Raw genomic sequence first — 16,585 nt, 5'->3', positions numbered from 1 at the left:
CGGGGCCGGGCTCGTGCCGGTACGCGGCGGCATCCCCGGGCCGGCCGCGTGGCGAGCAACGCGAAGGGACGGTCGGCGATGACATCGACTCCGGCGGAGATCATCCTCGTACGCGGCGACATCACCGAGCAGAGCGTGGACGTCATCGTCAACGCCGCGAACTCCTCCCTGCTCGGAGGCGGCGGCGTTGACGGCGCCATCCACCGGCGCGGCGGCCCCGCGATTCTGGAGGACTGCCGCAAGCTACGGGCCTCGAAGTACGGCAAGGGTTTGGCGACGGGGCAGGCGGTCGCCACCACGGCCGGGCGGCTGCATGCCGGCCATGTGATCCACACCGTGGGCCCGGTGTGGTCGAAGAACGAGGACCGCAGCGCGCTGCTCGCCTCCTGCTACGAGGAGTCCCTCAAGCTCGCGAAAGAGCTGGGTGCCGAGACGATCGCCTTCCCCGCGATCTCGACGGGCATCTTCGGCTGGCCGATCGACAACGGGGCGGAGATCGCCATCGGCGTGGCTCGCGAGCACGGTGGCACTCCGCTGCGGGAGATCCGGTTCGTGCTGTTCGACGAGACGGCCTATGAGGCGTTTGCGCAGGTCCTGTACGGCTGAGACCGAGCCGTCGAACCCGCCTCCGGGCGGCCCTGAGCGCTGCCCGCTCCCCGGCGTGGTTCCACTCCGGGACCTGATCACGACCGCGCGTTATCGGCCACCTCGCCGGCAGGGTTCGGGGCGCCTGCCGTCGGCGCGGCTCGGGAAACCGGCTTGATCAAAGCACCGTATGTCGCGGTAATCCCGGTCGAGTTGGTCGCTGCTGTCCCGTCGCGGGACGCCGAGGTGGGCTTGCGGGAGCCGTGTCACGCGATGGCGGGATTACATCGACATGTCGGCAGCGGTTTCGACCAACATCATTACGCGCTGGTTCACTTGCCCGGCAGGAGCCCATCGTCACCCGATCAGATGATTTCGAGGGCTCCTTCTCGCCGCATGCGCCCCGACGGAAGGGACCAGGATGTCGACCGCCGCGTACCCGGAACAGCCCGAGCAGCCGACGGGCCGGGCACAGCTCAGTCTGGGGATCGCCGCCGCGCGGAACCTGGCGACCACCACCAAGAGCGTCCCGCAGATGCAGGGCGTCAGCTCCCGGTGGCTGCTGCGCATGCTGCCCTGGGTGGAGGTGAAGGGCGGCGCGTACCGGGTCAACCGACGTCTGGTGTACGAGGTCGGCGACGGCCGGGTCACCTTCGTCCAGGAGGGCGCCGCGGTCAGGGTCGTCCCCGCGGAGCTCGGTGAACTGCCGCTCCTTCGCGGGTTCGACGACGACGAGGTGCTGCGGGCGCTCGCCGATCGGTGCCGGCAGGAGCAGTACGGCCCCGGCCAGGTGATCGCCGAACACGGCAGGGCCGTCGACCACGTCTACCTGATCGTGCACGGCAAAGTGGAGAAGGCCGGCACCGGGCGGTACGGCGAGGAGACCCGGCGCGGTGTGCTGTCCGACGGCGGGTTCTTCGGCGGGCAGGCGGTGGCCGAGGAGCCGGGGGAGTGGGAGTTCACGGCACGCGCGTTGACGGCCTGCACGGTGCTGGCCCTGCCCCGGGCCGCGTACGAGGAAGTGGCCGCCCGGAACGAGCAGTTGAGGGACCACGTCCGCCGGCGCCAGGACGAGAAGGCGAGGCCGCAGAACAAGAAGGGCGAGGCAAACATAGCCCTCGCCTCCGGCCACACCGGCGAGCCGGTCCTTCCGGGAACCTTCGTCGACTACGAACTGGCGCCCCGCGAATACGAGTTGAGCGTGGCCCAGACGATCCTGCGGGTGCACAGCCGGGTCGCCGACCTCTACAACGATCCGATGGACCAGGTCGAGCAGCAACTGCGGCTGACGATCGAGGCGTTGCGCGAGCGCCAGGAGTCGGAACTGGTCAACAACCCCGAGTTCGGGCTGCTGCACAACGCCGACCACAGCCAGCGCATCTCCACCCACTCCGGCCCGCCCACCCCGGACGACATGGACGAATTGCTGAGCATGCGGCGCGGCACCAAGGCCTTCTTCGCGCATCCCCGCGCCATCTCCGCGTTCGCCCGCGAATGCAACAAGCGGGGCCTCTCGTTCGACAGCGCCGATGTGGGCGGCCACTCGGTTCCGTCCTGGCGGGGCGTGCCGATCCTGCCCTGCGGCAAGATCCCCGTCTCGGACGACGGAACCTCCGCCATCCTCGCGATGCGCCTGGGCGAGACCGAGGAAGGCGTGGTCGGCCTGCGGCAGACCGGGATCCCCGACGAGTACGAGCCGGGCCTCAACGTGCGGTTCATGGGCATCAACGACCAGGCCCTGATCTCCTATCTGGTCAGCACCTACTACTCGGCCGCGGTCCTCGTGCCCGACGCACTCGGCGTTCTCGAAAACGTCGAGGTCTTCCACAGCCCGTCCTGACGACACGTCAGCTGGTCTACCCACGTCAGCAGGTCCTGGCGCCCACGTCAGCCGTCGCTGACGAAGACATCAGCCCGTCCTGACGAAGTCGTCGACAGCGCGAACGGAGAACAGAACCGGTGTCACAGCTGTCCCGGATGACCTCACCCGCGGCCCGCCACCACACGGCACGACTCGTGGCCGCGCTCCTCACCCACAGCCGGGAAACCGTCCCCGCCGCTCCGAAGGCGCTGCCGGGGACTGCCCCGCGGCCGACGGGCGGGGCGATACCCACCGGGCCGACGGGCCTCGGCACCTCCGCCGCCCGCATCGCGGCGGGACGGCCGGCCGACCGCGACGCGCAAGAGCGCGGCACCGGCGTCCCGGAGCTGTACTGCCCACCCGCGATCCGGGACGCCCCGGCGCTCGGCCAGGAGGTGAACGACCGCCTGGTGAGCTGGGCCGAAGGCGTCGGGCTCTATGCCGGGCGGCTCGACCGCGTACGCGCTGCGGACTTCGGGCGCCTCATGATGCTGGCCCACCCCGACACGGACGACCCGGACCGGCTCCTCGCCGCGGCCCGGTGCGCACTGGCGGAGTGGGCCACGGACGACTATTACTGCGACGACGAGACCATGGGGTCCCGGCCCGAACTCCTCGGCTCGCAACTCGGTCTCGCCCACGCGGCCCTCGACCCCGCCCACCTTCCGGCCCGTTACGCCTCCGCGTGGGAAGCGGACATGGCTGAGGACCCCGTACGGGTCGCCCTGCGCTCGGCGCTCCAGGACCTGGCCGGGTATGCGGACTCCGCCCAACTGGCCCGGCTCCGTCACGAGGTCGCCGTCCTGTTCGTCGGCTACGGACAGGAAGGATCCTGGCGCTCCCGGGGCCACATGCCCACCGTCCGCGAATATCTGGCACACCGTCAGATCAACAGCTTCCTCCCCTGCATCGCCCTGGTCGACGTGGTGAGCGGCAGCCCGCTGGCGGCCGCCGAGTACGCCGACCCCCGGGTCCGCCGCGTCGTGACGATGGCCGGCACGGCCAGCACGCTCGTCAATGACCTGTACTCGATGACCAAGGAACACCAGTCATCGGGCGTCGAGTTCAACCTGCCCACCGTGATCGCCGAGGAAGAGCGGTGCTCGCCGAGCGAGGCGGTGGAGCGGAGCGTGGAGATCCACGACGAGCTGGTACGCGCCTACGAGAGCGAGGCCGCGGCCCTCGCCGTCACCGGATCGCCTCAGCTGCGCCACTTCCTCGCGGGGGTGTGGGCCTGGCTCGGCGGCAACCGCGAATGGCACAGCGGCAGCCTCCGCTACAACGACGCCTGAGCCGAGCCTCTCTCGGCCCATCAGCACCCCCTGCGGAATGCCCAAGGAACTCGCCCCCTCAGCACCTCCCGCGGTATGCCCGCACCCAAGCAACTCGCCTCATCAGCACCCCCAGCGGTATGCCCGCACCCCAGTAAGGAGCCCCCATGACCACCACCCCCGCCCCCGCCGGCGTGCTGCGCACCGCCTACCAGAAGGCCGTCGCCGAGTACTGGAACAACGAGAAGGACCCGGTCAACCTGCGCTTGGGCGATGTCGACGGCCTCTACCACCACCACTACGGGCTCGGTGACTACGACCCCTCCGTCCTGGAGGGCCCGCAGGAGACCCGCGACGCGCGCATCGTCGAGGAGCTGCACCGCCTGGAGTCGGCACAGGCCGATGTCCTCCTCGACCACCTCGGCCCCATAGCCCCGGGCCAGCGCCTCCTCGACGCCGGATGCGGCCGGGGCGGCACCAGCATCATGGCCAACGCACGCTTCGGCTGCGAGGTCGACGGCGTGTCCATCTCCCAGTCCCAGGTCGACTTCGCCAACGGGCAGGCCCGCAAGCGCGGCGTGGACGACAAGGTCCGCTACCACTTCGGCAACATGCTCGACACCGGCTTCCCGACCGGCGCCTTCCAGGGGATCTGGAACAACGAGTCCACCATGTACGTGGACCTCTTCGAGCTCTTCTCCGAGCACGCCCGCCAGCTGGCCTTCGGTGGCCGCTACGTCGTCATCACGGGCTGCTACAACGACGTCACCGGCGGCCGCTCCAAGGCGGTCAGCCGCATCGACGAGCACTACACCTGCAACATCCACCCCCGCAGCGCCTACTTCAAGGCGATGGCCGCCAACGGTCTCGTCCCGATCAACGTCGTCGACCTCACCGCCGACGCGATCCCGTACTGGGAGCTGCGTGCCCAGTCTTCCCTGGCCACCGGCGTCGAGGACCCGTTCCTGACGGCGTACCGCGAGGGCAGCTTCCACTACCTCCTCATCGCCGCCGACCGCGTCTGACCCGGCCGCGTCCCAAGCCCGGCGGGGGATACCGAGGACCCTGCCCCCGCCGGACCGGGCATTCCTCCGCCCCTGGCCCCGCGAGGTCAATGTCGGATTCTCGCCAGCCGGGGCGGGCGGTCGTGCCCGATGCTTGACGCATGCCCCCCGTCGCTCCCGCCCCGATGCACACCGACACCGAGCGCTGCGTACGCGCCGTCCAGTCCAAGGACGCGCGCTTCGACGGCTGGTTCTTCACGGCCGTCCTGACCACCCGCATCTACTGCCGGCCCAGTTGCCCGGTCGTGCCGCCGAAGGTCGAGAACATGACCTTCTACCCGAGCGCGGCCGCCTGCCAGCAGGCCGGATTCCGGGCCTGCAAGCGGTGCCGCCCCGACACCACGCCCGGCTCGCCCCAGTGGAACGCCCGCGCCGACACCGTCGCCCGCGCCATGCGCCTCATCAGGGACGGAGTCGTCGACCGCGAAGGCGTCCCGGGGCTCGCGGCCCGCCTCGGCTACAGCGCCCGCCAGATCGAGCGCCAACTGCTCGCCGAGCTGGGCGCGGGACCCCTCGCCCTGGCCCGCGCCCAGCGCGCCCAGACCGCGCGGCTGCTCATCGAGACGACCCCGCTGCCCATGGCCGAGGTCGCCTTCGCCGCCGGGTTCTCCTCGATCCGCACCTTCAACGACACCGTCCGCGAGGTGTTCGCCCTTGCCCCGACCGAGCTGCGGGCCCGCGCCGCACGCGGCATCGCCCGTCAGACGCCCGGCGCGATCACCCTGCGGCTCCCCTTCCGTGCCCCGCTCACCCCCGACAACCTCTTCGGCCACCTCGCCGCGACGGGCGTGCCCGGTATCGAGGAGTGGCGCGACGGCGCGTTCCGCCGCACGCTGTCCCTCCCGTACGGGCACGGCATCGCGGAGCTCACCCCGCAGCCCGAGCACATCGGATGCGTGCTGCACCTCACCGACCTGCGCGACCTCACCATCGCCATCAGCCGCTGCCGCTGGATGCTCGACCTGGACGCCGATCCCGTCGCCGTGGACGACCGGCTGCGCACCGATCCGCTGCTCGCGCCGCTGGTCGACAAGGCGCCGGGGCGCCGGGTGCCGCGTACGGTCGACGCCGCCGAGTTCGCGGTGCGGGCGGTGCTCGGGCAGCAGGTGTCGACGGCCGCGGCCCGCACCCACGCGGCCCGACTTGTCGTAGCGCACGGGCAGCGCATCGACGACCCGGCAGGCGGCCTGACCCACCTCTTTCCGACCCCGGCCCAGCTCGCGGAGATCGCCTCGGAGACGCTGGCCCTGCCGCGCAGCCGCCGCGTCACGCTCACCACGCTGGTGGCCGCCCTCGCCGACGGCACCCTCAAACTCGGCATCGACAGCGACTGGGACCTGGCCAGGGCCCAGCTCAGGGAACTGCCCGGCTTCGGCCCCTGGACCGTCGAGGCGATCGCGATGCGGGCCCTCGGCGACCCGGACGCCTTCCTGCCCACCGACCTCGGCATGCGCCGCGCCGCCCAGAACCTCGGCCTGCCCTCCACCCCCGCCGCCCTCACCGCGCGCGCCGCGGCTTGGCGACCCTGGCGGGCCTACGCCGTCCAGTACCTCTGGGCGACGGAAGACCACGCCATCAACCACCTTCCCGCATAAGGGAGTTCACTCGTGCACACCACCCACACGGTCGTCGACAGCCCCTACGGCCCACTCACCCTGGTCGCCACCGACGGCGTCCTCAGCCACCTGTACATGGAGGGCCAGCGCCACAGGCCACCGCAGGAAACCTTCGGCGAGCGCGACGACGACGGCCCCTTCCCGGAGGTCATCCGCCAACTCGCCGCATACTTCGCCGCCGAACTAACCGAATTCAAACTGGACTTGAACCTCCAGGGCACGCCGTTCCAGCAGCGCGTCTGGCACCAGCTCCAGCAGATCCCGTACGGCGAGACCCGCTCCTACGGTGAGCTCGCCGAAGCCCTCGGCAACCCGAACGCCTCCCGCGCGGTGGGCCTCGCCAACGGCAAGAATCCGGTCGGCATCATCGTCCCCTGCCACCGGGTCATCGGCGCGAACGGCAGCCTCACCGGCTACGGCGGAGGCCTCGACCGCAAGCAGCGGCTGCTGGCGTTCGAGCGGGGGGATGCGGAGGACGCGCTGTTCTAGGACGGTGCTGTCAACTCTCCGAGCCCGCCGAGGAGTTGGGGCAGCGCGGTGCCGATCGGTTCCCGTACGACCTCGTCGGCGAGTGCGTCGTACGGGGTCGGATCGGCGTTCACGATGATCAGCCGAGCGCCTCCGTCCGCCGCGATCCCCGCGAGCGAGGCGGCGGGCTGGACCTGGAGGGTCGTGCCGACCGCGATGAAGACCTGGCACGCCTTGGCGATCGCCATCGCCTGGGCGAGCACCTCGGGGTCGAGCCGCTCGCCGAACATGACCGTCGCCGACTTCAGGATGCCCCCGCAGACCGTGCACGGCGGATCCGCCTCGCCCGCCGCCACCCGCGCCAGCGCCTCGTCCATCGAGGACCGCGCGTGGCAGCGGGTGCAGGTCACCGCCCTTGCCGTGCCGTGGAGTTCGAGGATCTTGCGCTCCGGGAAGCCCGCGCGCTGCTGCAGCCCGTCGACGTTCTGTGTGAGTACCCGCACCGGCACGCCGGACTTCTCCAGCGCGGCGACCGCCCGGTGCGCGGCGTTCGGCTCGGCCTTGAGGGCTGGGCTGTCGCGGCGCATCAGCCAGGACCGGCGCCGGATCTCCGGATCGGCCATGTAGAAGTCGTATGTCACCAGCTTCTCGGCCTCGGGATCGCGCCGCCACAGCCCTTTCGGCCCGCGGTAGTCAGGGATCCCCGAATCGGTGGAAATGCCGGCCCCGGAAAGAATCGCGACGAGTGGCTTGCTCATGCGGGGGAGCGTAGGGGGCGCCAGGTACGAGGGCGAACGTATTTCGGCGCGCCCCCTGTCGGCTCCGCCCTCACCGCCCGCTCACCCCACCCGCCGCCCATTCTCCAGCTCCACCGTCCCCCGCCCCTCCAACAGGGCGTCAAGCGCGGCCAGTACGCGGTGGCCCAGGGCGCCCGGCAGGTGGGCGGGGAGTTCCTCGCGGGGGACCAGGCGCCAGGAGAGGAGTTCTTCCTCCTGGAGTTGGATCGACGTCAGGCGGTCGTCGTCGAGGACCCCGCCGTCATAGACGTACGCGACGATCGGCGGACGCGCCGTGCCGTGCACCCAGTCCACCGCGAGCAGGCGGCCCGGCTCCACGTCGAGGCCGATCTCTTCGAGGGTCTCGCGGCGGGCCGCCCCGCGCGGGGTCTCGTCGGTGTCGGACTCCACGGTCCCGCCGGGCAGCGTCCAGCCTTCGCGGTAGTTGGGCTCGACGAGCAGCACCCGGCCCTCGGCGTCCCGGAACAGCGCTGCGGCTCCGGCGAGCACGCGGGGGAGTCCGGCGATGTAGGCGGCGTAGCCGTTGTCGGGCGCTGTGGTGTTCTCGGTCGTCATGGTGAGAAGGGTAGGGGGCCTGGTCAGGGGCCGCTTCGCAGTGCTGGCTCCCACCCCTGCTAGGCCTGCGGCGGGCCCGAACTGTCTTCACCCGTACGGGACTTGGCGGCCCGGCGCAGCCGGTGATGGAGGGCCGGGCCCTGCTCGGTGATCGCGTCGCCGACCATCGCCCGTACCGCGTCGCCCAGACCGTGCAGGGCGCCGTGGCGGGAGGGCCCCGCGCCCGGGTCCTCGCGCAGCTCCTTCACCAGGGACCAGCACAGGCCCAGCATCACCAGGACGAAGGGGAGCGCGACCAGGATCGTCGCGGTCTGGAGGGACTTGAGGCCGCCCGCGACGAGCAGCACCGCCGCGACCGCCGCCATGAGCACGCCCCACATCACCACGAGCCACGTCGGCGGGTGCAGCGAGCCGCGGCTGGTGAGCGAGCCCATGACGAGGGAAGCCGAGTCCGCGCTGGTGATGAAGTAGGTCATCACCAGGGCCATCGCGATGTACGAGGTGACCGTGCCGATCGGCAGCGCGTCCAGCATCGCGAAGAGCGAGGCCTCGGCGCCGTCCTTCACCGCGCCGGCCAGGTCGGCCGCGCCGGTGGACGCCAGCCGGATCGCCGTGCCGCCCATGACGCAGAACCAGATGACGGTCGCCCCGCTGGGCACGAGCAGCACCCCGATGAGGAACTCGCGGATCGTACGGCCGCGCGAGATCCGGGCGATGAAGGTGCCGACGAACGGGGCCCAGGACAGCCACCACGCCCAGTAGAAGACGGTCCACGCACCCAGCCACTCGCGGTCGGTGAAGGCGCCGGTGCGGCTGGCCATCGGGAGCAGGTCGTGCAGATAGCCGCCGATCGAGGCGGGGATGGTGTCGAGGACGTAGACGGTCGGGCCGAGCAGGAAGACGAAGAGCATCAGCACCGCGGCGAGCACGATGTTGATGGTGGACAGCCACTTCACGCCCTTGTGCAGGCCCGAGAAGGCGGAGAGCACGAAGGCCGCCGACAGCGAGGCGATGATGACGAGTTGGGTCGTCCGGGAGTTGCTCACGTTCGAGGTGATGTCCAGGCCTTCGGCGACCTGGAGCGCGCCCAGGCCGAGGCTCGTCGCGGTGCCGAAGACGGTCGCGAAGACGGCGAGCAGATCGATGCACCTGCCGGGCCAGCCGTCCGCCCGTCGCTCGCCGATCAGCGGCACGAACGCGGAGGACAGCCGGTTGCCGCGCTCCTTGCGGAACCCCGCGTACGCCAGCGCGAGCCCCGCGATGCCGTAGATCGCCCAGGGGGTGAGCGTCCAGTGGAAGAAGGAGTACTCCAGGGCGGTGCGCGCGGCGTCGCCCGTGCCGGGCTGGGCGCCGGTCGCCGGGGGCGGGCTGAGGAAGTGCGTGAGCGGTTCGCCGACCCCGTAGAACATGAGGCCGATGCCCATGCCGGCGCTGAACATCATCGCGATCCAGGCCAGGTTGGTGAACTCCGGCTCGGAGTCGTCGGCGCCCAGCCTGATCCGCCCGTACCGGCTGATCGCGAGGACCACGCACAGCACCAGGAAGACGTCGGCGGCGACCACGAAGAGCCAGGCGAAGTTGTTCAGGACCCAGGCCAGCGCCGTCGAGGAGGCGCTGTCGAACGAGCTCTTGCCCAGCGCCGCCCAGCCGACCACGGCCGCCACCGCGAGCACACCGATGGTGATCACGGTGTGGTCGGGGGAGGGCCCGGAGGCCGGGGGAGAGCCGTCCGGAGGGGCGCCGGAGCCGGAATGATCGATCGAATCCATACTCATGTCGGCCCACTATGGTGTGGAATGTACGCATTTTATGGGGTGGCGCGCCGTCCGTGAGCCCTGGTGGCTATGGGCAGGCGCGCGCCGGGCGGATAGGGTCTGAAGCGGCGCGACTGCCTGTTCGAAAGCAAGGGATAGCAAGTGACGGACGGCGCAGTTTTGGAGACCGCCCGCGTACTCGTGGCGGCGGACAAGTTCAAGGGCTCGCTCACGGCCGTACAGGTCGCGGAGCGGGTGACGGCCGGGCTGCGGCGGGTCGTCCCGGATCTGCGGGTGGAGACCCTGCCGGTCGCCGACGGCGGTGACGGCACGGTCGCGGCCGCGGTGGCCGCCGGATTCGAGCGCCGCGAGGTGCGGGTCACCGGCCCGGTCGGCACCCCGGTGACCGCCGCGTACGCGGTACGCGACGGTGTGGCCGTCGTCGAGATGGCGGAGGCCTCCGGGCTCCAGCACCTTCCCGAGGGCGTCTTCGCGGCGCTCACCGCCACCACGTACGGCTCCGGCGAACTGCTGCTCGCCGCGCTCGATGCGGGAGCGCGGACCATTGTGTTCGGCGTCGGCGGCAGCGCGACGACCGACGGCGGCGCGGGCATGCTGGCCGCGCTCGGCGCCCGTTTCCTGGACGCGGCGGGCGAGCCCGTCGGGCCCGGCGGCGGCGCGCTCGCAGGCCTCGCGACGGCCGACTTCTCGGGCCTCGACGCCCGCTTCAAGGACGTGGAACTCGTCCTCGCCAGCGATGTCGACAACCCGCTGACCGGCCCGAAGGGCGCCCCCGCGGTCTACGGCCCGCAGAAGGGCGCCTCGCCCGAGGACGTGGCGACCCTGGACGCGGCCCTGGCCCGCTACGCCAAGGTCCTCGAAGGCGTGCTCGGCGCGAAGGCCGCCGAGGCGGCGCTCGCCCCGGGCGCCGGTGCGGCCGGCGGCATCGGCTACGGCGCGCTGGTCGCGCTGGACGCCGCGTTCCGCCCCGGCATCGAGGTCATGCTCGACGTACTCGGCTTCGCGCCCGCCCTCGCCCGGGCCACCCTGGTGATCACCGGCGAGGGCTCGCTCGACGAGCAGACCCTGCACGGCAAGGCCCCGGCGGGCGTCGCGGCGGCGGCCCGCGCGGCCGGCATCGAGGTCGTCGCGGTGTGCGGCCGCCTCCTGCTCCAGCCGGGGCAGCTCGGCGAGGCGGGCATCCGGCGCGCCTACCCGCTGACCGAGCTGGAGCCGGACCCGGCCCAGTGCATCGCCAACGCGGGCCCGCTCCTGGAGCGCGTCGCCCAGAACATCGCGGCCGACTTCCTGCTGTAGATCCTCGTCACCGGAACGGGCCCTCTCGCGAGTCGCGAGAGGGCCCGTTCCGTCGTTCCCTGAAGCCGTGAGGCCCTGTGCGAGGGCACGTCTCCGCAGCGTCATGCGAGACATCCATGTGAGACACTAATGTCTCATTCAATACTGGAGTGTTTCATTATGTCGTCCCTCGACCCTCGGCGCTGGGTCGTCCTCGCGATCCTTTCCGGCAGCCTGCTGCTGATCGCGATGGACACCACCATCCTCAACGTCGCCTTCCCTTCGCTGGTCAGCGACCTGCAGCCCAGCTCCGTACAGCAGCTGTGGATCATCGACGTCTACGCGCTGGCGCTCTCCGGGCTGCTCGTGACGGCCGGTGCGCTCGGCGACCGCTGGGGGCGCAAGCGGCTGCTGCTCGGCGGCTTCGCGATCTTCGCGCTCGCCTCGCTGATGGCCGTCTTCGCGACCGAGGCGTGGCAGGTCATCGCCGCCCGTGCGCTGCTCGGCGTCGGCGGCGCGGCGATCATGCCGTCCACCCTGTCGATCCTGCGCGACGTCTTCACCGACGCCCGCGAGCGCGCTCTCGCCTACGCGGTGTGGGCGGCGGTCTTCGGTGGCGGCATGGCGCTCGGGCCGGTGGTCGGCGGGCTGCTCGTCGAGCGGAACGGCTGGCAGTCCGCGTTCCTGATCAACATCCCCGTAGCCCTGGTGATCATCGCCTTCGGCGCCTGGATGCTGCCCGAATCCCGCCAAGCCCGCGAAGGCCGCTGGGACTGGTGGGGCGTGGGCCAGTCCATCGTCGGCATGCTAGCCCTGGCCGGCGGCATCAAGCAGCTCGGCAAGGGCGGCCCCACCGACCCGGTCGCATGGACGCTGCTCGTGGTCGCCGCCGTAGCGCTGACCGTCTTCGTCCGCCGCCAGCTGCGGCTGCCCCAGCCCCTGCTCCACGTAAGGCTGTTCACCAACCGCTCGTTCAGCATCGCCGCCGCCGCGATCTTCCTCGGGATGATCGCGCTCGGCTCGGCACTGTTCCTGGTCACCCAGTGGTTCCAGTACGGGCAGGGCTACAGCCCGCTGGAGGCCGGTTTCCGGCTGCTCCCGGCACCGCTCGGCCTGGTCCTGACCTCGCTGGTGACCCCGGTCCTGATGCACCGGCTGCCGATCCGGCACGTGATCGGCGGCGGGCTGCTCCTGATGACCGCGGGCCTCGCGCTGCCGTGGCTGTTCCAGCAGTCCGGGCCACTGGCCTACCCCGGGGTCGCCGTGGCGCTCGGCGTGCTCGGCTGCGGGGTCGGCATCGCGACCACGGCCGCCTCGGTGACCCTGATGGCCTCCACTCCGAAGGAGCACGTCAGCGGGGCGGCGGCCGTCGAGGAGACCTGCTACGAACTGGGCGCGGCCATGGGCGTCGCCATCCTCGGCAGCGTCGCGGCGGCCCTGTACCGCGGCCACCTGCCCGAGCTCGCCCTGGACGGCGCCGCGACCGCGTCCGTACGCGACTCGGTGGGCGAGGCGGCCCACGTGGCCGCCGAGATCGGCGGGCCCGCCGGGGCGCTGCTCCTGGAGAAGGCGTCCTCAGCCTTCACCTCGGGCATGACCCCGACGTTCCTCCTCGCCGCGGCCCTGCCGCTGGCGGCCGCCGTACTGGCCTGGGCGAAGATCCCCAAGGACCTCAGGCCGACGGAGAACGCGCACTGACCCATGCGGGCCGGCACCGGTCCTGCCAGGGGCGCGGGGCTGTGCCATTGTGCGGCTCCGCCGCGTGGGCGCGAGAAGCGACCACGATCTGCACACGACCGAGGGGTTTGGGGCGCGGGGGACTGCGCAAGCGCCACCAGCCCCCGCCGACACGAGGAAAGGCCATACGAAAAGGGGCCCAGGGTTCAAGAACCCTGGGCCCCTTTCCAGCACCGTGAGGAACTACGGCAGCTGAGCCGCACGCGCCTCGCGGCGGTTGTCGCGGAAGGTGTTCACCCGGCGGGCCGTCGCGAAGAGGGGGATCGTGGCGGCCAGGACGATCTGCAGGGCGCAGCCGGTCTGGAGCAGCATCTGGCCGCCCGGAGCGTCGAACGCCCACGCCGCGAGCAGACCCATCGCACCGATGATCCAGCTGAGCATCGCCACCGCGAGGATGCCCCGCGGCTTCGGGTACTCGACCCGGCTCACCATCAGCCAGGCGACTCCTATGACGGCGAGCAGCGTCGGGATGAACGGCAGCTCAAGCAGGACGATCGAGACGACCGTGAGGGCGCCGAAGGGGCTCGGCATGCCCTGGAACATGCCGTCCTTCATCGTCACGCACGAGAAGCGCGCGAGTCTCAGCACCACGGCGAGCAGCACCGTGATCGCGGCGACCGCGGCAACCCGCTGGTGGGCGTCGTCCGCGACCATTCCGTACACGAGCACGAAGTAGGCCGGGGCGAGCCCGAAGCTGATCAGGTCCGACAGGTTGTCCAGCTCGGCGCCCATCGGGGAGCTGCGCAGCTTGCGAGCGACCAGACCGTCACAGAGGTCGAAGATCGCCGCGAGCAGCATCAGGATCACGGCGGTCGCGGCGGAGTGCCGCGCCATGCCGGTCTCCTGGCTGCCGGAGAGGTGCGGGATGAGAATGCCCGTGGTGGTGAAGTACACCGCCATGAATCCGCACGTGGCATTGCCGAGCGTGAGGGTGTCCGCTATCGAAAGGCGCAGCGACAGCGGCATCTCCTCGACGTCGTCCTCGGACTCCGCCTCGGGGACCCAGCCGGCCTGCGTCTCGGGATCAATCACGGTCAATTCGAGTCACCCCCGCCGTGGTCGCCTGCCCGACCTCGACCGCGACCTCGACACCCTCGGGGAGGTAGATGTCGACCCGCGAGCCGAAGCGGATCAGGCCGATGCGCTCGCCCTGCTCCACCTTGGTGCCCCGGGGGACGTACGGCACGATGCGCCGCGCGACCGCGCCGGCGATCTGCACCATCTCGATGTCGCCGAGCTCGGTGTCGAAGTGCCAGACAACGCGCTCGTTGTTCTCGCTCTCCTTGTTGAACGCCGGGACGAAGCCACCGGGGATGTGCTCCACCGAAGTCACCGTGCCAGCGAGAGGCGCGCGGTTGACGTGGACGTTCAACGGGCTCATGAAGATCGCGACGCGGGTACGTCCGTCCTTCCACGGCATGATGCTCTGCACCACACCGTCGGCGGGGGAGATGACCCGCCCCTGCGTGATCTCACGCTCGGGGTCGCGGAAGAACCACAGCATGCCCGCCGCGAGGGCGGTGGTGGGCACGGCCACGATCGCGGCACTCTTGGAGCGGCGCGAGCGGGCCAGGCTGAGGGCTGCGGTGGCGACGGTCGGCAGAAGCCACGGCGATGCTCCGCGAGCAAGGCGTCCCTTGAGGAAGCCGTCGCGTGGTGCAGAGGTTTGGCTGTGGGGCATGGATGACCTTCGTAGCGGATGATGCCGCGCTGGCAACGGGGGACGGCGGCAGGTTTACCGGCGATGGTATCGGTTGCGAGCCGCAACTGGGCAAGCCAGAAGCCGAGTCGGCGGCCGGAAGACGATGACAGGGTGTGATGTTCTTCGCGGCCAAACCGACCCAAAAGCGACAATCAACCCTGGAACCGGTACTCCTCAAGAAGTCGCCGACCAATGATCATTTTCTGGATCTCGGCGGTACCTTCACCGATGAGCAGCATCGGCGCCTCGCGGTACAGGCGCTCGATCTCGTACTCCTTGGAGAAGCCGTAGCCGCCGTGGATGCGGAAGGCGTCTTCCACCACCTCCTTGCAGTACTCGGAGGCGAGGTACTTCGCCATCCCTGCTTCGAGGTCGTTTCGTTCCCCGGAGTCCTTTTTGCGTGCTGCGTTCACCATCATCGCATGGGCGGCTTCGACCTTGGTAGCCATCTCGGCGAGCTTGAACTGAATCGCCTGGTGCTGGGCGATCGGCTTGCCGAAAGTGTGCCTTTGCTGGGCATACGAGACACCGAGCTCAAATGCACGCTGCGCGACTCCGCAGCCACGGGCCGCGACATTGACGCGACCGACCTCGACGCCGTCCATCATTTGGTAAAACCCTCGGCCGGTGACCCCGCCGAGCACCCGATTGGCCGGAATGCGCAGTCCGTCCATGACCAGTTCGGTCGTGTCGACGCCCTTGTAGCCCATCTTGTCGATCTTGCCGGGGATGGTCAGGCCGGGTCGGACCTCGCCGAAGCCCGGCTCCTTCTCCACCAGGAAGGTCGTCATCGACTTGTGGGGGGCGGTGCCCTCGGGGTGTCCTTCGTCACTCCGGCACAGAACGGCCACCAGCGACGACGTTCCGCCGTTGGTCAGCCACATCTTCTGGCCGTTCAGGACGTACTCCTCGCCGTCCTTGACGCCCTTCGACGTGATCGCCGACACATCCGAGCCGAGCGCCGGCTCCGACATCGAGAACGCGCCGCGCACCTCGCCGAGCGCCATCCGCGGCAGGAAGGTGTCCTTCTGCTCCTGGGTGCCGTGCTGCTTGAGCATGTACGCCACGATGAAGTGGGTGTTGATGATGCCGGAGACCGACATCCAGCCACGCGCTATCTCCTCGACGCACAGCGCGTAGGTGAGCAGCGACTCCCCGAGGCCGCCGTACTCCTCGGGAATCATCAGGCCGAACAGGCCCAACTCCTTGAGCCCCTCGACGATCCGCGTCGGGTACTCGTCCTTGTGCTCCAGCTGGGTCGCGACCGGAATGATCTCCTTGTCGACGAAGTCCCGCACGGTGGCCAGGATTTCCTGCTGGACGTCGGTCAGACCGGCGGTCTGCGCGAGACGGGCCATGGCTACTTCTCCTGCGACTTGAGCTGGGGGCGGCCGGGCTGTTCGCCGCCGCGCTCCTTGATGTACGTCTCGGTGGGCACCATCACCTTGCGGCGGAAGACGCAGACCAGAGTGCCGTCCTGCTTGTAGCCCTTGGTCTCGACGTAGACGATCCCGCGGTCGTTCTTCGACTTCGAGGGGGTCTTGTCGAGGACCGTCGTCTCGCCGTAGATCGTGTCGCCGTGGAAGGTCGGCGCCACGTGCCGCAGCGACTCGATCTCCAGGTTGGCGATCGCCTTGCCGGAGACGTCCGGCACGCTCATGCCGAGCAGCAGCGAGTAGATGTAGTTGCCCACGACGACGTTCTTGCCGAAGTCGGTCGTGTTCTCCGCATAGTTGGAGTCCATGTGGAGCGGGTGGTGGTTCATGGTGAGCAGACAGAAGAGGTGGTCGTCGTACTCGGTGACCGTCTTTCCGGGCCAGTGCTTGTAGACGGCGCCGACTTCGAACTCTTCGTAGGTGCGACCGAACTGCATGATGTC

Annotated in this window: 15 protein-coding genes; 8 read left to right on the top strand and 7 right to left on the bottom strand. The window is 70.3% G+C overall.

The window, feature by feature from the left end; all coding sequences use genetic code 11:
* The first annotated feature begins 78 nt into the window (after nt 1–78).
* The 6 genes from ACWC2B_RS10315 (at nt 79) to ACWC2B_RS10290 (ending at nt 6,886) form a co-directional block, all read left to right on the top strand.
* A complete protein-coding gene (locus ACWC2B_RS10315; RefSeq protein WP_450716040.1) occupies nt 79–606 on the top strand; it encodes an O-acetyl-ADP-ribose deacetylase in 528 nt (175 codons plus the stop codon).
* A 400-nt stretch (nt 607–1,006) separates the two neighbouring features.
* The gene (locus ACWC2B_RS10310) at nt 1,007–2,425 is read left to right on the top strand and encodes a family 2B encapsulin nanocompartment shell protein (protein WP_450716039.1); all 1,419 of its coding nucleotides are present in this window, start codon (nt 1,007–1,009) and stop codon (nt 2,423–2,425) included.
* Nucleotides 2,426–2,562: 137 nt separating this feature from the next.
* A complete protein-coding gene (locus ACWC2B_RS10305) occupies nt 2,563–3,738 on the top strand; it encodes a family 2 encapsulin nanocompartment cargo protein terpene cyclase (protein WP_450716038.1) in 1,176 nt (391 codons plus the stop codon).
* 146 nt (nt 3,739–3,884) lie between these two features.
* Entirely contained in the window at nt 3,885–4,742 is an 858-nt protein-coding gene (locus ACWC2B_RS10300) for a geranyl diphosphate 2-C-methyltransferase (RefSeq protein WP_450716037.1), read from the top strand.
* A 164-nt stretch (nt 4,743–4,906) separates the two neighbouring features.
* Nucleotides 4,907–6,376, top strand: coding sequence for an AlkA N-terminal domain-containing protein (locus ACWC2B_RS10295; RefSeq protein WP_450716215.1), 1,470 nt, complete (start codon nt 4,907–4,909; stop codon nt 6,374–6,376).
* A gap of 12 nt (nt 6,377–6,388) precedes the next feature.
* Complete coding sequence (locus tag ACWC2B_RS10290; RefSeq protein ID WP_450716036.1) at nt 6,389–6,886, top strand: methylated-DNA--[protein]-cysteine S-methyltransferase; 498 nt, start codon at nt 6,389–6,391, stop codon at nt 6,884–6,886.
* Here the strand turns inward: ACWC2B_RS10290 and ACWC2B_RS10285 are convergent.
* The 3 genes from ACWC2B_RS10285 to ACWC2B_RS10275 all read right to left on the bottom strand — a co-directional run bounded on the left by ACWC2B_RS10285 (nt 6,883) and on the right by ACWC2B_RS10275 (nt 9,992).
* On the bottom strand, nt 6,883–7,623 hold the full coding sequence (locus ACWC2B_RS10285) for an SIR2 family NAD-dependent protein deacylase (protein ID WP_450716035.1): 741 nt from the start codon (nt 7,621–7,623) through the stop codon (nt 6,883–6,885). The two genes, ACWC2B_RS10290 and ACWC2B_RS10285, sit on opposite strands and share 4 nt — an antisense overlap.
* Nucleotides 7,624–7,704: 81 nt before the next feature.
* Nucleotides 7,705–8,217: an NUDIX domain-containing protein gene (locus tag ACWC2B_RS10280; RefSeq protein WP_450716034.1), complete on the bottom strand. Its 513-nt coding sequence runs from the start codon at nt 8,215–8,217 to the stop codon at nt 7,705–7,707.
* Nucleotides 8,218–8,276: 59 nt separating this feature from the next.
* On the bottom strand, nt 8,277–9,992 hold the full coding sequence (locus ACWC2B_RS10275) for a BCCT family transporter (protein ID WP_450716033.1): 1,716 nt from the start codon (nt 9,990–9,992) through the stop codon (nt 8,277–8,279).
* 141 nt (nt 9,993–10,133) lie between these two features.
* On the opposite strand from ACWC2B_RS10275, the gene ACWC2B_RS10270 reads away from it, so the two are divergent.
* The gene (locus ACWC2B_RS10270; RefSeq protein WP_450716032.1) at nt 10,134–11,288 is read left to right on the top strand and encodes a glycerate kinase; all 1,155 of its coding nucleotides are present in this window, start codon (nt 10,134–10,136) and stop codon (nt 11,286–11,288) included.
* A 159-nt stretch (nt 11,289–11,447) separates the two neighbouring features.
* Complete coding sequence (locus ACWC2B_RS10265; protein ID WP_450716031.1) at nt 11,448–12,965, top strand: MFS transporter; 1,518 nt, start codon at nt 11,448–11,450, stop codon at nt 12,963–12,965.
* A gap of 222 nt (nt 12,966–13,187) precedes the next feature.
* Here the strand turns inward: ACWC2B_RS10265 and pssA are convergent, their stop codons facing one another.
* From pssA to ACWC2B_RS10245, 4 genes are all read right to left on the bottom strand, one after another.
* Nucleotides 13,188–14,042, bottom strand: a complete 855-nt coding sequence (pssA, locus tag ACWC2B_RS10260) for a CDP-diacylglycerol--serine O-phosphatidyltransferase (protein WP_399058572.1) — start codon at nt 14,040–14,042, stop codon at nt 13,188–13,190.
* Nucleotides 14,029–14,685, bottom strand: coding sequence for a phosphatidylserine decarboxylase (locus ACWC2B_RS10255; RefSeq protein ID WP_450716030.1), 657 nt, complete (start codon nt 14,683–14,685; stop codon nt 14,029–14,031). Before ACWC2B_RS10255 ends, pssA begins: the two co-directional genes overlap by 14 nt.
* Nucleotides 14,686–14,858: 173 nt before the next feature.
* Nucleotides 14,859–16,064 (bottom strand): acyl-CoA dehydrogenase family protein, encoded by a 1,206-nt coding sequence (locus ACWC2B_RS10250; RefSeq protein WP_450716029.1) that lies wholly within the window; start codon nt 16,062–16,064, stop codon nt 14,859–14,861.
* Between the two features lie 2 nt (nt 16,065–16,066).
* A complete protein-coding gene (locus ACWC2B_RS10245) occupies nt 16,067–16,579 on the bottom strand; it encodes a MaoC family dehydratase (RefSeq protein ID WP_450716028.1) in 513 nt (170 codons plus the stop codon).
* Nucleotides 16,580–16,585 lie beyond the last annotated feature (6 nt).

Source organism: Streptomyces sp. NPDC001415, assembly GCF_053597395.1.
The sequence above is the reverse complement of the archived record's forward strand: the minus strand, read 5'-3'. Positions and strand labels throughout refer to the sequence as shown.